This window comes from Chroococcidiopsis sp. [FACHB-1243], assembly GCF_014696895.1.
In the GTDB taxonomy this organism is placed as follows: domain Bacteria; phylum Cyanobacteriota; class Cyanobacteriia; order Cyanobacteriales; family Chroococcidiopsidaceae; genus Chroococcidiopsis.
The window spans coordinates 107,137-124,545 of the sequence record NZ_JACJQX010000015.1; the positions used below are offsets into that span (position 1 = coordinate 107,137).

The 17,409-nt window shown below is 44.5% G+C and carries 18 protein-coding genes and 1 pseudogene; 10 read left to right on the forward strand and 9 right to left on the reverse strand.

Annotated elements, in window-relative coordinates; genetic code table 11:
• Positions 1–2 precede the first annotated feature (2 nt).
• The 5 genes from H6G17_RS13300 (at position 3) to H6G17_RS13320 (ending at position 5,209) form a co-directional block, all read left to right on the forward strand.
• A complete protein-coding gene (locus H6G17_RS13300) occupies positions 3–1,226 on the forward strand; it encodes a DUF1822 family protein (RefSeq protein ID WP_192157806.1) in 1,224 nt (407 codons plus the stop codon).
• A gap of 2 nt (positions 1,227–1,228) precedes the next feature.
• Positions 1,229–3,562 carry a CHASE2 domain-containing protein gene (locus H6G17_RS13305; protein ID WP_192157808.1) on the forward strand — a complete coding sequence of 778 codons (2,334 nt, stop codon included), beginning with the start codon at positions 1,229–1,231 and terminating at the stop codon, positions 3,560–3,562.
• 130 nt (positions 3,563–3,692) lie between these two features.
• Positions 3,693–3,848, forward strand: coding sequence for a hypothetical protein (locus H6G17_RS13310; RefSeq protein ID WP_192157810.1), 156 nt, complete (start codon positions 3,693–3,695; stop codon positions 3,846–3,848).
• 318 nt (positions 3,849–4,166) lie between these two features.
• Positions 4,167–4,448, forward strand: coding sequence for a hexameric tyrosine-coordinated heme protein (locus tag H6G17_RS13315; RefSeq protein WP_192157812.1), 282 nt, complete (start codon positions 4,167–4,169; stop codon positions 4,446–4,448).
• Between the two features lie 77 nt (positions 4,449–4,525).
• Positions 4,526–5,209, forward strand: a complete 684-nt coding sequence (locus H6G17_RS13320) for an alternative oxidase (RefSeq protein ID WP_192157890.1) — start codon at positions 4,526–4,528, stop codon at positions 5,207–5,209.
• Between the two features lie 51 nt (positions 5,210–5,260).
• On the opposite strand, the gene H6G17_RS13325 is transcribed toward H6G17_RS13320, so the two are convergent.
• The 5 genes and pseudogenes from H6G17_RS13325 to aroC all read right to left on the reverse strand — a co-directional run bounded on the left by H6G17_RS13325 (position 5,261) and on the right by aroC (position 7,459).
• The gene (locus H6G17_RS13325; protein ID WP_192157814.1) at positions 5,261–5,413 is read right to left on the reverse strand and encodes a hypothetical protein; all 153 of its coding nucleotides are present in this window, start codon (positions 5,411–5,413) and stop codon (positions 5,261–5,263) included.
• A gap of 45 nt (positions 5,414–5,458) precedes the next feature.
• Positions 5,459–5,590 carry a DUF4926 domain-containing protein gene (locus tag H6G17_RS34630; RefSeq protein WP_199316699.1) on the reverse strand — a complete coding sequence of 44 codons (132 nt, stop codon included), beginning with the start codon at positions 5,588–5,590 and terminating at the stop codon, positions 5,459–5,461.
• 1 nt (position 5,591) lies between these two features.
• A pseudogene (locus H6G17_RS34635) lies at positions 5,592–5,943 on the reverse strand (ABC transporter ATP-binding protein); the annotation flags it as partial.
• A 257-nt stretch (positions 5,944–6,200) separates the two neighbouring features.
• Positions 6,201–6,371, reverse strand: coding sequence for a hypothetical protein (locus H6G17_RS13340; protein ID WP_192157816.1), 171 nt, complete (start codon positions 6,369–6,371; stop codon positions 6,201–6,203).
• Positions 6,368–7,459, reverse strand: coding sequence for a chorismate synthase (aroC, locus tag H6G17_RS13345; protein ID WP_192157822.1), 1,092 nt, complete (start codon positions 7,457–7,459; stop codon positions 6,368–6,370). The genes H6G17_RS13340 and aroC overlap by 4 nt, the downstream gene beginning before the upstream one ends.
• 204 nt (positions 7,460–7,663) lie before the next feature.
• Here aroC and H6G17_RS13350 point away from each other — a divergent pair, with 204 nt between their 5' ends.
• Complete coding sequence (locus H6G17_RS13350; protein WP_192157824.1) at positions 7,664–8,494, forward strand: FtsQ-type POTRA domain-containing protein; 831 nt, start codon at positions 7,664–7,666, stop codon at positions 8,492–8,494.
• A 918-nt stretch (positions 8,495–9,412) separates the two neighbouring features.
• On the forward strand, positions 9,413–10,678 hold the full coding sequence (gene ftsZ, locus H6G17_RS13355) for a cell division protein FtsZ (protein WP_192157826.1): 1,266 nt from the start codon (positions 9,413–9,415) through the stop codon (positions 10,676–10,678).
• Between the two features lie 99 nt (positions 10,679–10,777).
• Here the strand turns inward: ftsZ and H6G17_RS13360 are convergent, their stop codons facing one another.
• From H6G17_RS13360 to H6G17_RS13375, 4 genes are all read right to left on the reverse strand, one after another.
• Positions 10,778–11,554, reverse strand: a complete 777-nt coding sequence (locus H6G17_RS13360) for an MBL fold metallo-hydrolase (RefSeq protein WP_192157828.1) — start codon at positions 11,552–11,554, stop codon at positions 10,778–10,780.
• Between the two features lie 196 nt (positions 11,555–11,750).
• A complete protein-coding gene (locus H6G17_RS13365; protein WP_015154611.1) occupies positions 11,751–12,095 on the reverse strand; it encodes a DUF1815 family protein in 345 nt (114 codons plus the stop codon).
• 433 nt (positions 12,096–12,528) lie between these two features.
• Complete coding sequence (locus tag H6G17_RS13370; protein WP_192157830.1) at positions 12,529–12,744, reverse strand: DUF2839 domain-containing protein; 216 nt, start codon at positions 12,742–12,744, stop codon at positions 12,529–12,531.
• A 142-nt stretch (positions 12,745–12,886) separates the two neighbouring features.
• Positions 12,887–14,485, reverse strand: a complete 1,599-nt coding sequence (locus H6G17_RS13375; protein WP_192157832.1) for a helicase C-terminal domain-containing protein — start codon at positions 14,483–14,485, stop codon at positions 12,887–12,889.
• Positions 14,486–14,755: 270 nt separating this feature from the next.
• Between H6G17_RS13375 and H6G17_RS13380 the strand changes: the two genes are divergently transcribed.
• The 3 genes from H6G17_RS13380 to lysS are packed head-to-tail and all read left to right on the forward strand — an operon-like array spanning position 14,756 to position 17,376.
• The gene (locus H6G17_RS13380) at positions 14,756–15,727 is read left to right on the forward strand and encodes a M48 family metallopeptidase (RefSeq protein WP_192157834.1); all 972 of its coding nucleotides are present in this window, start codon (positions 14,756–14,758) and stop codon (positions 15,725–15,727) included.
• Between the two features lie 3 nt (positions 15,728–15,730).
• On the forward strand, positions 15,731–15,868 hold the full coding sequence (locus H6G17_RS13385; protein WP_192157836.1) for a hypothetical protein: 138 nt from the start codon (positions 15,731–15,733) through the stop codon (positions 15,866–15,868).
• 2 nt (positions 15,869–15,870) lie between these two features.
• Entirely contained in the window at positions 15,871–17,376 is a 1,506-nt protein-coding gene (lysS, locus tag H6G17_RS13390; RefSeq protein ID WP_192157838.1) for a lysine--tRNA ligase, read from the forward strand.
• Positions 17,377–17,409 lie beyond the last annotated feature (33 nt).

Below are 17,409 nucleotides of genomic sequence, written 5' to 3' on the forward strand. Positions count from 1 at the left end.
CAATGACACTTCAACTCAACGAATTAGTTACAATCTATCCAGAACATCTTTGGATAGAACTACCATCAGAAGTTCAAACTAAGATATGGCAAATTGTGACTCAAGAGTCTTATTCTAATCATGCTGCCCGTTGGCGAGGATTTTTGAATCATTTGTGTTTGCATACACTGTTCAATTGGCTACCGATAGAACCCAAAACACCTATTATCTGTCCGAATCGAGCCGAACTTCCTAGTTTTTGGGAAATAGTCAACGGCACAGTACTAGCTGTAGGAAAAACTCGACTTGCACTCATTCCTAGCGATAAAAGCAGTCAAGCAGAATTTCGCATTCCTCAAGAATGGGTTGATATTCCTAACTGGGCAGTCAATTATTATTTAGCCGTACAGTTAAACTTAGAAGCAGGCTGGTTACGGGTATGGGGATATGCAACCCATCAGCAAATTAGAGAGGAAGGAAAATACGATCCCATGGATCGAAGTTACTGCTTAGAGCCAGCAGATTTAATTGCAGATATTAACATGATGTGGATAGCACGGGAACTTTTTGCGCCTCAGAAACTAGAGGTTAAAGCATTACCTAACTTATCCACTGCACAAGTAGAAAAATTACTAGCACAACTCAGTCAACATACTCCCTTCTCGCCTCGCCTTTGCGTTCCATTTGGACAATGGGCAGCACTTATTGCTGCGGATGAAAATCGACAACTATTATACCAAAAACGATTGCAAACTCGAAGCTGTGCTGTAAAATGCCAGCCTCAAATTAATAACTTAAGCCACTGGTGGCAAAATTTCTTTACAGGGGGTTGGCAGTCGCTCGATTCACTTTTACATCCTCAACATTTAGCATTTCAATTTCGTCATGAAACTGACGCAAATACAATTCGCGTCCAAGGGGCAAAACTGATCGATCTGGGAATGCAATTAGAAGGTGTAAAAGTGGTATTATTGGTTGCTCTAACATTAGAGAGCGATCGCAAAGTTAGTATCCGCGTACAACTGCATCCAGCCAGCGGACAAACTTACTTACCAGCCAATCTCAAACTCATTTTACTATCTCAAGCAGGAACAATGCTTCAGGAGATCCAATCGAGAAATCTCGATCGCTTAATTCAACTGAAACGATTTAAATCTCCTCTAGGAAAAAGTTTCGGGATCGAAGTAGCTTTAGGTAATGTCAATATTAGAGAAGATTTTGTCCTCGAATCGCCAATTGGCGCGTAGCCATGAATAAGTTGGTTATTCTCAAACTGGGTAAGGGTGACTTCCAAGTAGGTTTTCCCACGGTGACAGCTCAATTGTGGGAAGATGGTAATCCCGTGCCAATACAATTTACTGGTAGCTTACCCCCTGCACCAGAGTTATACGAACTATATCAACGCTGGCAGTTACTTTATCAGCTACTTTATGAGTCTTTCGATCGCAGCTTAAATTGGCGCGGATATATAGAAATAGAAGATTTAGAAATTGATACGGAAGATATTACTCATGTTTCCTCAGTAGAGTTTAGTAATTTATGTAATGAATTTAAAAATCGATTTAATCTTTGGCTTAAATCCGAGTCTTTTCTCAATATTGACCGCAAATTACGCACTAAATTAGCCCCAAATGAAGAAATTCTCGTAGCACTAGAAACAGAATCAGACCAAGTACGGCGAATTCCCTGGCATTTGTGGGATTTCTTTGAAGATTACCAACAAGCGATCGCTAGCCTCAGCGTACCAGAAGTGGATCGAGTGAGATCGTTACGCAAAAATTCACAGAGAAAAATTAGAATTCTAGCTGTTTTGGGTAACAGTGAAGGGATAGATATCCAAAAAGATCGAAATATTCTAGAGCAATTACCAGGCGCACAAACTGTTTTTCTCATAGAGCCACAACGCCAAGAATTAGATCGATGGTTGTGGGATAAACAAGGTTGGGACATGCTATTTTTTGCTGGACATAGTGCGAGTCAAGCTGATGGTGAGACTGGTCAAATTTATCTGAATCGCACCGATAGTTTAACGATCGCTCAATTAAAAAATGGACTCAAAGCTGCGATCGCTCGTGGTTTGAGATTGGCAATTTTCAACTCTTGCGATGGTTTGGGATTGGCAAAAGAACTTGCGGCTCTGCACATTCCCCAAATTATCGTGACGCGGGAACCATTGCCAGATTTGGTTGCTCAAGAATTTTTGAAATACTTTCTAGAAGCATTTGCTAGCGGCGAATCTTTCTATCGAGCGGCGCGAGAAGCAAGGGAAAGGTTGCAGGGTTTAGAAAATCGCTTCCCCTGTGCCAGTTGGCTACCCGTAATTTGTCAAAATCCCACAGCAGCACCGCTAGTTTGGTCAAATGTCTCCCCACATCGTCCATTACCACTGCGTCAAGTTTTCCTCACAGTTTTCCAAGCGAGTTTAATCGCAACGACCTTAGTGATGGGAGTGCGATCGCAAGGCATCTTGCAGACATGGGAACTTTCAGCGTTTGATGCCTTGATGCGGAGCAGACCAGCCGAGCCGCCAGATCCGCGTATTCTAGTTGTCACCGTTACCGAAGCCGACGTACAAGCGCAACCAGCCAAAGAAAGGGGAGCCGCATCCATCTCCGATCGGACGCTGGCTCAACTAATTCAAAAACTAGAGCGATTTCAACCCCGTGTTATCGGTTTGGATATCTATCGCGAAAACCCCGTGGGAGCAGAATATACAGATTTAGCTCGGACAATGCAACAGAGCGATCGCTTTTTTGCAGTCTGCAAAGCTAGCCAAGAGGATAAAAAATCTGGTGTTGCACCACCTCCAGAAGTCCCCATGCAACGCTTGGCTTTCAGCGATGTGGTGATAGATCCCGATGGCATTCTGCGCCGTCAACTCTTAGCTATGGCTGCTGCGCCTCCTTGCAAAACTGACAAATCCTTAAGTTTGCAATTAGCAACCCATTACCTAGCCGATTTAGGCATCCAACCGCAACTAACCTTAGAAAATGATTGGCAGATTGGTAGCATCATTTTTCATACTTTAGAGGAGAATACTGGCGGCTACCACAGTATAGACAGTCGTGGCTATCAGCTCCTACTCAATTATCGTGCTGCCAATCCAGTTGCAAAGCAAGTAACTGTTGCAGACGTTTTTAACAATCGACTCACCGCCGATGTAGTCAAAGACCGGATCGTCCTAATTGGTACGATCGCCGAAAGTTTTCACGATTATTGGTCTACTCCTTACAGTATCAGTCAGTTTCCTCACCAAAAGATGCCAGGAGTTATCGTACAGGCGCACATGGTCAGTCAAATCCTCGGTGCAGTTTTGGATCGCCGACCGTCGATCTGGGTTTGGTCGCAGTGGAGTGAAGTTTTTTGGGTTTGGTGTTGGTCTGTTGTTGGTGGCATACTTGCTTATCGCCTGCAAGGCTTACGTTTGGGACTAGCAGGCGCGATCGCCTTTAGCGTCATGTATGGGGTTTGTTTTAGCCTCTTGCTACTGGGTGGCTGGATACCGTTGATTCCTGCTGCATTAGCTTTAGTTATTGCGTCTGCATGTGTAGCGGCATATGTAGGATTCAAAACTCAGAAATAGTTTTGGCGATTAGAAATCGCTGCATAATTCAACCGCAACTCCACCCATTACATAGATAGAACAGAGCGAGTTAACAACATCATGAATTTGTCATAAAAATCATGAAAATTTTATTAAATAATTAAAGCCTATGCACGCCAAAACGACTTCACACTCACTAGATCGAGTAGATGTTGACCTACAGCAATTCAAACATCGCCGTCCTAGATTATCGATGATTTGGGTGAAAGAGTTTGACGGTAAACGTCATCATTTAGTAGCACGATGGATTTCACAAGATGCGTAAACAGTCCGCTTAAAATCTAATCTCAATTGCGATAAACCTCACAATGATAAAAACATGAAAATCAACTCTGTTAGACATCAAGCTTTTCTTCATTTAATGAATAACTTTCAAGCTCAAAGAGTTCAGCGTTTGCGCTTGCTGGGTCGTTCGATGAACACAATTGGTATTCACAACTTGAGGTCGGTGTTCAGGCAAGAATAAACTATTGCAACACTAAATCATTCGTAAACATCGGGGGTTAACTGTTGACGGTAGAAAACAGTAGGATGGGCATTGCCCACCCTACTTTAGAAAACAATAATTGTAGGAGATTTTGATATGGATAACGCAATTGCTCCGAACCATACACCTGTTCTCACACCACCAGAAATTACATTAATCCCAAACAATTCACTCTTGACCGAGACACCAGAAGAAGGACGGCAACTAGCAGTTAAAATGGCACGGCTGATTATTAAGCTAACTCAACCTGATGAAGAAAAGCGCCAACAACTACGCAAGGTTTATGACAATGATGCCATGATGCTAATTGCCGTAAGTCAAGTTGTTGCCGCAGAATTTGCCACGATCGCCGCTGCTAATAACTACTGGCGAAAGTAGCATTTCCATAAATAGCACTTTAAAGCCGTTAAATCAGTCATATGTTCTGATACAAGGAGAAATACGCTATGAAACTCTTGATTCGAGCGGTCGTGAGCTTTTTTGTCTTCGTTGTCGATGTTGTCTACGGCAATCGTTCCTACGCTCGGTTTTACGTGCTAGAAACGATCGCCCGCGTGCCTTATTTTTCCTATCTATCGGTGCTGCATCTCTACGAGACGCTCGGTTCTTGGCGCAAAGCAGACTGGTTGAAAGTTCACTTTGCCCAAACCTGGAACGAATTACACCATCTGTTGATTATGGAATCTTTGGGTGGCGATCGCCGCTGGATCGATCGCTTCATCGCTCAACATATTGCTGTGGCTTACTACTGGGCGATCGTGCCGCTCTATATATTGTTTCCTGAATCCGCCTACTATCTGATGGAACTGATTGAAAGTCATGCCTATCATACCTATGACAAGTACTTGAAGACGCATGAAGCACAGTTGAAAGCTCAAAACGCTCCTCAAGTTGCGATCGACTTTTATCGCGATGGCGATCTCTATATGTTTGAGGAAGTTCAGACGACAGCTAATTGTGAATTTCGCCGCCCTAAAGTAGATAATCTATACGATGTGTTCGTGAATATTCGCGATGACGAATGGGAACATGTAAAAACAATGGAGGCACTCCAGAAACCAGAAGCGCAGCCTACTTTTCACAGTCCTCATACAGTTTTCATTGCAGCAAAAGCTTTACCGAGCGAAGGAGAAGTTTAAATCGCATCAAAATTATAGTTCCTCGCTCAAAATGTCCGATTGACGAATAATTTACAGCTTGATTTTTTTCACTCTCAGCCATCCCACATTTTGCTTTTCTCTGGCGATCGCATCCATCACATTAGCAGTTCTTTTTGTCATTGCTGTATGATTTCTGTAATTTTGGCGATCGCTTCTTTCAACTGATTGGCTTTGGGTTGACACACCTTTCTTCAATTCATCGCGAACTAATAGGGATGTATCAATGTTTTACTTTGCATAAACCTCAGTTGGTTCGTAGATTAAATGCATGAGTTTATTTGCTGGAAGAGTTTCCATCGCGTAAGTAGTTCCTTTTGAATCGGAAAAATCGATCGAAAAAGCTTCGCGATCGAATGCCATGACTCACCCCACCAATGCAACTTTGCAGATCGCGTAACTGAAGCGATCGAATGTCAATACCATCAATTTGAATGCTGCCTTGTTGCACCTCATAAAAGCGTAGCAGCAGCTTGGCTAGCGTGCTTTTGTCCGATCCGGTCGCGCCAACAATACCGATGCTTGCTACCAGCCCAAATGTGTAGTGAAATGTTTTTGAGTACTGTAGTAAAGTTGTCATAGGTGAAGCTCGCGCGATCGATTTGCCCTTCGCCGCGCACCTACTGCATCGGCAAAGATCGCGTTCCAGCCGCCATTGTGATTGGAGTTGTCATCAATCCCATGACTCGCCGAATCGATGCCATTGCCCGTTGATAACTGCTGTAAATCGGATATCTTAAGGAATACCTTTGAATGGGGCATAATTAGTTGTACGGGTTGCCCCTCTTGCACTCCAAAGTTGGTACACAATATTTCGTGACGGCGGACAATTTCATGAAAGCTTTCTTCTAACGCTTTCTTTAACAAAAGTAGGAGTTACGCACAAGAAAATCTGAGATCTCGATCCCTCCTGGTTCCCCCCTTAAAAAGGGGGGAACCAGGAGGGATCGACTTCGTAAGTCCTGAAAAGCTATCATGACTGCAAGAATACGCACTTAAATGTAATAGGAGATTGTGGATGAACCCGCCCCTCAAATATTTGACTTTTGACTTTTGTACGGGCAGGTTTAGCAAATAGATTGACAGCTTTAGCCGAAGCTTCTTGGTCAAAACCCGCCCGTACAATTTTTAACTTTTGACTCAACTTAATACACTACATTGACCTTGATGTCGCAGTAAGTGATCGCATAGTACCAAAGCTACCATTGCCTCTACCATCGGTACAGCTCTGGGCAACACGCAGGGATCGTGTCTACCTTTGGCTGCTAATAGTGTCTCTTCCCCTGCATTTGTGACTGTCTTTTGTTCCTTCCGAATTGTCGCTGTTGGTTTAAATGCAATTCGTAAAATAATATTCTCGCCGTTAGAAATTCCTCCTTGTACCCCACCAGAACGGTTGGTAACAGTGCGAATTTTTCCATTTTCATCTGTATAGTATTCGTCGTTGTGTTCGCTACCTGTCATCAGAGTTCCTGCAAACCCAGAGCCAATTTCAAAGCCTTTGGTAGCGGGTAAAGACATGACAGCTTTAGCTAAATCTGCTTCTAGTTTGTCAAATACTGGAGAACCCAAACCTTTAGGTACGTTGCGCGTTACGCACTCGACAACACCACCGACAGAATCGCCTTGTCTACCAATCTGCTCGATCAATTCAATCATGCGATCGGCACATTCGGGATCGGGACAGCGGACAATGTTACTTTCTACCTGTTCTAGAGTTACGCTGCTGGGATCGACAACGCCTTCTATATCTTTGATGCGCTTAACATAAGCAACAACTTCTACCCCAGCAACTTGATGTAAGATTTTTTTAGCGATCGCCCCTGCTGCAACTCTGCCAATTGTCTCTCTAGCTGAAGAACGTCCCCCGCCTTGCCAGTTACGAATCCCGTATTTAGCATCATAGGTAGCATCGGCATGGGAAGGGCGATACTTTTGTTGCATCTCGTCATAATCTTGAGGACGGGTATCTTTGTTACGCACCAAAATCGAGATTGGTGTCCCTAGTGTTTTTCCCTCAAATATCCCCGACAAAATTTCGCAGCTATCAGCCTCTTTACGGGGTGTCGTAATTTTACTTTGCCCTGGTCGCCTGCGATCGAGTTCCCTCTGAATTTCCTCCACGGAAATCTCCAAGCGTGGCGGACATCCATCAATGACGACTCCCACACCGCCACCGTGCGATTCGCCAAAAGTCGTCACCCGAAATAAATGTCCGAAGGTATTGCCCATGATGCTGTGTTGTGAGGAACTGTTGATTTTTGTATCACATTCTGAAGCTTTAGATATAGGGGATTTTTTTCAGTTATCAGCGATCGGTGATTAGTGGCTGGTGACTGGTGACTAGATGAAGAATCCAGATGCTAACTACCAGCCACTACTCACTACTCACTAACTTGCGCTAATATGTCAGCGCGAGTTGACGGGGAGAGCGAAATGAGACGAGACCGCGATTTTGGGCAGGTACTAAAGGCTATTTGGCAGACACTATCTCTATCAGGGCTTTTGGCTATTACAGTTTGGGCAATGACACGACCTAATTGGGTGTTACGCGACAATCGACAAGTGGCGATTGAAGGTAATAGTTTGTTGTCTGAGCCAGTTATTCTGTCGCGCCTTGCCCTAGCATATCCTCAATCGCTGCTGCAAATTTCGCCAATGGCGATCGCTCAAACTTTAGAGTCCTACCCTCCGATTGCTGATGCTAAGGTGGCTCGCCGACTCTTCCCTCCTAGTTTAGTCGTCCAAGTGCAAGAACGCACGCCTGTAGCTGTAGCGATCGCCCGTTTGATTCCCAATAGTTCCACTCCCTACTCCAAAGCATCTGTTGGCTTTCTCGACTCGCAGGGCGCGTGGATTCCATTTGAATCTTACCCTGCCCAAGTCCGGCAGCGTCTCAAGCCTCAATTAAAAGTTTTGGGTTCGCCAGAGACTTATCGCGCTTACTGGAGTTCCCTGTATCAAAAAATCGGTCAAAGTGGGATTGAAGTTTTGGAAATTGATTGTCAAGATCCAAGCAATCTCGTTCTCAAAACTGAATTAGGAACCGTCCACCTCGGTCCTTATAGCGAACGATTAACCAAACAACTTCATGTTTTGGCTCAAATGAGTCCGATTTCAACTCAAATTAATTCTCGCCAAATTGCCTATATAGACTTGAAAAATCCTGCCGCTCCTTTAGTACAAATGTATCAAAAAGAAACTGAGAAAAGCCCAGTCCAGAGCGTACCGACAAATCCAAAAATAATCAAAAGTAATCTACAGTAATTTCCATTTTTATGAGATGATTTGATGCTATATATTAGAAGTTTTTTAAACATGTATGAAATATGTATAAACAACTTAAATATATATAGACATCCTCTGTAATTTTACTGAGGTAAATTGAAATTATCAATAAGCTGAGTGTAACTTGTCAGTAGAATCACGCTTGAATATAGATGGGTGCAGGCATTACCTTGCTTGCGGAGTAGCGCAAGTTGCAGCACCTATGTCAGAAAATCACTTAAGTATTAGAATTCCCACCACAGAGATGTCTATATTGGAGCAATACTGCAAAAAGCACCAAAGAACCAAAACTGATGTCATTCGCGAGTTTATTCGCTCGCTGTCACAAAATGTATCGATCAGATAGGGGACAAGTATGAAAAAGATTGATTTTACTAGCTAGAGTCCAGTCATTCCACCGCGATCGCGGTGGAATAGCTGGATTTTTTTGCAAAAAGGTCAGGAAAAAATTTGCTAATATCAGCAAAATCTCCGAAAAAAACTTCAATTTTGTTAAAAAATTAAGAAATACAAGCATTGCATTCGGTTTATTGCTCAATCGCGTAAAAATATACGGTGTTATTTACCATTTGTTCTAGACAAAGGAGACAGCTTTAGAGATGCCAACAATTGCCGCAGCCTCAGTTAAAACAACTTTGCAGCGAGAAATCAGCAGTCGCAATTGCTTTGTATCAGATCGAGCAGTTTATACGGAACAATTTCAAGTTAACTATAGTGCATCCAATTATCTAATCTCTTTAAAACAGCAGTAGGCTCGCCCGTTCGCTGCCAAAGTCAGGTTAGCATCGATGCCTTAACTGAAATTGCCAGGATAAGCCATAGGAAAACGAACCTATAGTAAACTCTTATCCAAATTGTCACGCTTAAAAAAAGTTGTTCGTACACACCTAGATTCCAATGACACTTAACAGTAAGATAGACGTTACCCTTAAAACCTCCCAATCTCCAGGGCGGTCGGATTTTCCATTAGGTATGAATTCGACCGGGGACTTCAACAGTACAGGGCTGCATCTCGGACAAAACTACATCAGGGAAGTTGCTACTGGGGAGGACAACTTGAGCGATAGCAATATTCTTCCGAGTCGGGTAGCGAATATCAAAGTAATCGGTGTCGGTGGCGGTGGTGGCAATGCTGTCAATCGAATGATTGAGAGTGGGGTTACTGGTGTAGAATTTTGGTCAATTAATACTGATGCTCAGGCGCTGACCCATAGCGCCGCACCTAGAAAGCTACAGATTGGACAAAAGCTGACGCGAGGACTAGGAGCAGGTGGCAATCCAGCAATGGGAGAGAAAGCGGCAGAGGAGTCGCGAGATGAAATTGCTAACGCTATAGGAGAAGCAGACCTAGTATTTATCACCGCTGGGATGGGAGGCGGTACTGGTACAGGTGCGGCACCAACTGTGGCGGAAATCGCCAAGGAAAAGGGTATTTTAACTGTAGGCGTTGTCACCCGTCCTTTTGGTTTTGAAGGTCGTCGCCGTGCTAACCAAGCCCACCAAGGGATAGACGCACTGAAAGACCGAGTTGATACGATGATTCTGATCCCCAACGATAAACTGCTATCGGTAATCTCCGAGCAGACCGCGTTGCGAGATGCGTTTCTGACTGCTGATGAAGTTCTGCGTCAAGGGGTACAAGGAATCTCCGATATTATCACGATCCCTGGGTTAGTGAATGTAGATTTTGCCGACGTGAAAGCAGTCATGGCAGATGCAGGATCGGCCCTAATGGGGATCGGCACCGGCTCTGGTAAAACCCGTGCTAGAGAAGCAGCAAACGCAGCTATTTCTTCTCCTTTACTGGAGTCGTCAATTGAAGGAGCAAAAGGAGTCGTCATTAATATTACTGGTGGCAGCGATATGACGCTGCATGAGGTGAATATGGCAGCAGATACGATTTATGAAGTCGTCGATCCCAATGCCAATATCATTTTTGGTGCAGTGATTGATGACAAACTACAAGGGGAAATGAAAATCACTGTCATTGCTACCGGATTCAATCAAGCTGATTCTGAACCAACTACCCCGACTCCAGGTATACCAATTGCTAAAAAATCCCCAACAGTACCAGCGCCGTCAACACCATCAGCTAATGACAACAAAGAAAAACCTGGCTTGGATATTCCCGAGTTTTTGCAACGGCGGCGACCTTCACGTTGATGAGAATCGCAATTGTTTTTCTATGGATGGAATATATTCTTCTTGGTAGGGGCGCACAGTTGTGCGCCCCTGTCGGCGTGGCGTTTTAGGAAACTACATCTACAATTTAATTGGCTCGATCGCCAAAGTTTCCCCAGCAGCAGGTAGAAGTAATTGAGTTTTAGAGCCAGAAGCTGCTAAGCGATCGCTAAATTCTTCTACACTACCAATCGATCGAATTAACATCGGCAAAATTCCCCGAGCTTCGATCTCGCCTAAAGATGTAGGAACGAAAACGCGGGGATGCAAAGTTTGAATCAAATGCATTGCCTCTGTCGATCCCATAATTACCTGTCCCAGCAGTGGAAATACCTGTCCGATAATCGGGGCGATCGCTACATCTACCGTACCTTGAAATTGAGCTGTAACTTTCTCGGACTGGAACCAATGAGGCTCATAGTAAACTGTTTCCCCACTCTCCACGTCTTTGAGGAAATAACCATTTTCTACTTGACCTTGAATTGGCGCGCCTGTAACGGCAGTGATATTTAAAGCATCAAGAATCTCAGTTTGTCCCGGTATCAGAGAACGAACGTCAGTGTAACCTAAGCCCTGAACGATTTTCGCTGCTGTAGGCGAACCTACCACCGGAATCTGACGAGCTAATTGTTCTAACGTGGGTTTGTGGCAATGATCGTCCAAACCTTGAGAAATTAAAATCAAATCTATGTTTGGCAGCGTAGTCGGGTTGTACGCTGGTGGCTTAAGATGAGTCGCGGAAAATAGCCAAGGTTGCCCATAAAAAACTAGCGGATCGATCAGCCACGGATCGATCAGCACTCTCAGCCCAGCAATTTCTAATAACCAGCTATTTAAATCGATTCTAGTCAGTTTCATACTTAATAGTTATCAGTTATCAGGGAACAAGAAATGGGGAACAGCGTTCGGTGACTAGTAACCAGTTATAAGCTAACTGTCAACTATCAACTGTCAACCATCAACCATCAACCAATAACCAATAACTAATTACCAACTACCACTACGATCGCTGACTAGTTAATTCCGAATTCCGCGCTTCCGAATTCCGAATTCTTCACGCTCGCTTTGTTATCAGCTTCGGCAAGTCGCTGGGCGAAATGGAGTTTTTGACTAAATTAGCAAGTTCTTGTAACTGACTAATTGCCTCTGCGCCCTCCAACTTCATGAGTTCGCGATCGTCTCTCATTTCAGTCCAGGTAATGCCATAATCGGACACCAAAAACCGAATCAGGTGATTATCTGCCAAACTAACCATAAATGAGGCACTGCTCATTTGTCCGCCGCAAGTATAACAAGACGCAGGATATCCCCGCCGTTCTAGTACAATCGCCAAGGCTTGGAGGTTCATTACCAGATCTTGGACGTATTGTCGGTGTTGCTCTGCCAATCTCAGAAACACTTTTTTCCTCCAAACACCACATCTAATTGTAAACCTTTTTCGTTTTCTTTAGAATTTTTTTAGATTTTCGCTGCAGTTCGGCGATCGCAATGAGAAATTGTAACATTTCTTGGCAATCAAATTCATCTACCTCCTAGATGTACCGAATAGGTTAAAGTAAAAGCGCCGCTCCTACAGTATTGAAACAATCTGTTTTAGAAAAATTCCAGATTGGATTATCTAATTTATGCCTGCAACTTCCAAAAAATAGACGCAATAGCTGTTAGAAACTAGGCAAGACTTCGCGATCGATCGTAAAGAAATAAATTATGAAAAGTATAAGGACAACTTAAGTATTTAGCTCGATCTAGCTGAATACTTAAGTTGTCCTCTTAATATCTCTGAATTCAATTGTTTCACTCCTCGGTCTCAGGAGTGAGTTACTACTTGTATTCTAATCAACAGTTTGCCACCAACCAAGGGCGGGTCCAATAAATCGAATTGTGACCCAGGAAGCAACTAACAGCCCAATACCAATCCAACTAATGCGGGTACTCCACTGCGTAAGTTTCTGTGCTTGACTCTTAGTCACGGGAAGCCAGGGAAAGATTTGTGCTTCTTGACCGTACTTATCTCCCAACGCAGCTTTACGACGCTTTGCTTCTCCCATAATCTACTTCTATTCCAAGCTATAAACCCCTTATTTCTGAATCATATCGTATGTTAGAAGCCAGAAGTCAGAAGTCAGAAGTCAGAAGAAATAAACACAAATTGTTACCACTCCCGACTCCCAACTCCCGACTCCCGACTCCCTAATCTTTTGCAAACAAACTAGCATCTAAATAATTACATCTAGCGAAAGGGCTAAGAGCTGCAAGTACCTGCTGTCCGTAACTGCGGTGTAATACGCGACTATCTAGTAAAGCTACGACTCCTTGACGATGGCGCATAGGCGCGAGCGCCCGTTGTAATTGATTTAAAGCTGCAGGCAATAGATAAAGGGCAAACCAGTCTTGACGCGATCGCTTATAGTATTCGACCCGACCCGCTACAATTGGATGCTCTAGAGATGGTATGGGTAATGTTGTAATAATTGTGAGTTGCGGTACTGGCAAGATACCTTGATGCTGCTGCCAAAAGTCCCAACCGCTGACGAGAATGCTATTCTCATCCAAACTCATTTTTTCTACCTGTACCCGCGAACCAAACTCTGCGGCTAATTGCGCCCCGATTTGCTGTTTTAAAGGCAAATCACCAACTAAAATCATTGTTAATCCTGGCGATACCGTCGCACCGATCGAAGCATAAATTTCTCGCATCAAAGCGGGTTGATATTGAGGGGTATTGGGTAAAGGAAAGCGTTCTGGCGTGTAAAGTTGAATTGATTCGTTGTGGCGATCGCCAGCAAATTTCAAACAAGTGAGTTCTTCTGGTAAACCCAAGCGCTTGCGATAAGTCGTAGCCTCTGTTTCTCGGTCTAAGGCACTACCCATGAAGACTACAGGCTGTCGAGTCCAAATTGGTGCAAGAGCCGAAGCCACCTCTGCGGGAGCGCAGTAGAGTGAAAATAAGCCTTGAGAGCGGTTTAAGCTCATCCACAACAAGCAGTCTGGTGTTTGCGATCGCTGTTGGAACAAATACCAATTCTTGGGTAATTGGTAATTGGTAGTTGCTCCCTCTGCTCCCCTGCTCCTCTGCTCCCTCTGCTTTCTTCCCCCTGCTCCCAGCTCGTCCCTGCTCCCTGCTCCCTTGTCTCCTAGTCCAGTAAACAGACTTGCCAGAATATCCCGCTCTGCTGGGGAGACGAGATAGCACTCGTATGGGTTGGCTGGATGTCGGAAGACAGCTTTTGTCAGTTGGACTCGCGCTTCCCGAATGACTTCCGCCCGATCGGGATAAGCTAGCATCAATTCGTCCCAGTTACCAGGATGAATGCTAACAGTTAGTTGCGATCGCGCCCAGTCTTCTAAATCGTCCACCCCATCAATTAGTGTCGGAATGTTGGGCGGAAAATCGCCCGTTCCCGCCCATTGAGCTTGTAGCCAAGCTGCAGGGGTAATGAGTAAAATACCTTGAAAATCGGGATGAATCCAGCGATCGCCGACGATAATACTTTTATTCGTTTGCAGCCATTGTTGTAGAGGCGGAATTTCTACTCGCAAAAGACGCTGTTGCACTTCCTCTGTTGCTACTATGACCGCCGGAGATTGCCAAAGTAGAGCTGGCGCTAGATAGCTCAGGCGATAACGTCCCTGATAGCCGCAACCAGCACCCACCTGAATCAAAGCACTACGTCCGAGCCGCAAAGCTCTAGCTACGAGTCGCGCCATCGTCAAATGATGCGACCATGCAGCCTCCGCCTGCGATCGCAGGAAGTTATGCAGGGAATAATGTACCTCTACTTCAATCACTGACTTCTAATTCTCTACCTAGCGCGAAGTTATCATCCCGATTCCAGTCCTATTATGTATTTGTTAGCTGCTTGTTGTCTGTTCTCCAATGACTGGCTTGGAGGTTTAACCCTCAGAGTCTTTTATTTTACTAACTTTTGAGGGGCGAGGAGTGAGGAGTGAGGAGTGAGGAGTGAAGAGGTTGTAGGGTGTAGGGTGTAGCGATTAGTTAGTTGTAGCTTCTGACTTTTGACTTTTGACTTTTAACTTTTAACTTTTGACTTCTTAACTATGCCAACTTATCCAGACATTTCTTGTGAAGCTTTTCGCCATCCGCTCGATCGCCAAGCGGAACAAGCCTTACGGAGTTTACCAGGTTTTGATTTGGTAGCGACACAATTCATCAAATTTTTCTACGAACGCCCCCAAATGGTCTATCACATGGGCAACAGCATTCAAGTGGGAGCGCGCCAGTATTCTAGCCTCTACCAAATTTTTCGCGAATGCGTTCGAGATTTAGATATTTCTCCAGAACCAGTTTTGTTCGTGTCTCAAACTCCCGTCGTCAATGCCTATGCTCTCGGTCAGGAGGAACCTAATATCGTTCTCAATACTGGACTGTTAGATCTTTTGACTCCTACAGAAATTCGCACGGTGATAGCACACGAATTAGGTCACCTCAAATGCGGTCATACAATTTTGATCCAAATGGCAACTTGGGTGATTTCCACGGCTAACTATATTGGAGCTAGAACTCTAGGGTTGGGAAATTTAGTCAGTAGTGGATTGATATTTGCCTTCTACGAATGGAAGCGGAAAGCCGAATTATCAGCAGATCGAGCAGCCTTGATGGTGATGGACGATCTTAAACCAGTTCTGCAAACGATGATGAAGCTAGCTGGGGGTAGCATTCAGTACGGTCATGAATGCAGTTTAGACGAGTTTATCCGGCAAGCAGAAAGATTCCAAGAACTCGACCAAGACAGCTTGAACCAAGTTTATAAATTTCTGCTTTATAATAACTTTCCCCAAAACTTGTTTCTAACGCATCCGTTTGCGGTAGAACGGATAACTTATCTGCAACAATGGGCAAATTCTGCCGAATATCGTCAAATTCGCCAAGGAAACTATTCGCGATCGCCTGCCCAAAATGCAGTTAACGTCCAAACAGAATCATCCCCATCTGCCGCAACAGAGGATTTACGCCGTCAAATTGAAGAACTACAACGCGAGATCGATCGAATAAAAAAAAGGGAGCAGTGACCAGTGACCAGTTATAAGCTAACTGTCAACCGTCAACCGTCAACCACCAACTACCAACTACCAATTACCAATTACCAAAGCCAAATTCTTTATAATCAAAGATTGCGTCCCTTTATCAGTGCGTTCCCTTTAGGAAAGTAGTCATGGCAGAAGAAGATATCCGTGCCACGCGGTTAGAGAAAGTCGAGCAGTTGCGGCAGTTGGGTTTAAATCCCTATGCTTATCGTTGGGAATCTACCCACCATGCAGCTCAATTACAAGAAAAGTATGCCGACTTACCCAATGGGGAAGAGGTAGAAATAGAAGTAGCGATCGCGGGTAGAATCATCGCGCGCCGCGTTTTTGGCAAACTGGCTTTCTTCGGCTTGCAAGACGAGACTGGCACGATTCAGTTATATCTAGATAAAAAAAGAATCGATACTGCGATGGCAGAGATCGATCCAGATGCTTTCAACCATCTGAAGCAATTGACAGACGCAGGGGACATTTTAGGCGCAAAAGGAACGATCAAACGCACGGAAAAGGGCGAGTTATCAGTTTTTGTTAACCAATACGCTATTCTTACCAAGTCTTTACTTCCCTTACCCGACAAGTGGCATGGTTTGACTGATGTGGCTAAGCGCTATCGCCAGCGCTACGTAGATTTAATCGTCAACCCAGAAGTCCGCCAAACTTTCCGCCGTCGCGCTCAAATTACGGCAGGAATTCGCCGCTTTTTGGAGCAGCAGGGTTTTATTGAAATTGAAACTCCCGTACTACAAGCAGAAGCAGGCGGAGCTGATGCTCGTCCCTTCATCACTCATCACAACACCCTAGAAATGGATTTGTATCTGCGGATTGCCACAGAACTCCATCTCAAGCGGTTGGTTGTGGGTGGATTTGAGAAAGTATTTGAATTGGGGCGAATTTTTCGGAACGAGGGCGTTTCTACCCGCCACAACCCAGAATTTACTTCGATTGAAATTTACCAAGCCTACGCCGATTATCACGACGTAATGCAATTGGTAGAAAATATCATTACTACTGTGACACGGGAAGTCTTAGGCACGCTGCAAATTACCTATCAAGATGAGGCGATCGATCTCACACCTCCTTGGCGCAGGGTGACGATGCACGATCTCGTACAGGAGAAAACAGGATTAGACTTTAATGCTTTCTCAAGTTTAGATGAGGCAAAGGTTGCGGCAAAACAAGCGGGAATTCAAGCAGTTGAGGAATGTACTTCGATTGGCAAACTCTTGAATGAGACGTTTGAACAAACTTGTGAAGCCACGCTGATTCAACCTACATATGTCATCGATTATCCAGTGGAAATTTCGCCGCTTTCCAAGCCTCACCGCTCAAAGCCTGGTTTGGTAGAGCGATTTGAGTTATTTGTAGCTGGGCGTGAAACCGCCAACGGATTTTCTGAGTTGAGCGATCCGATCGATCAAAGACAGCGATTAGAAGCACAAGCAGCCCGTAAAGCAGCTGGAGATTTAGAAGCACAGGGAGTAGACGAAGACTTTCTCACAGCTTTAGAGTACGGCTTGCCACCTACTGGTGGTGTAGGCATCGGGATCGATCGCCTAGTGATGCTCTTAACTGATTGTGCCAGTATTCGGGATGCGATCGCCTTTCCTTTACTGAAACCAGAAGCGAGTGAATAGGGAGTCGGGAGCCGTAGGGGCGGGTTTTTCCAG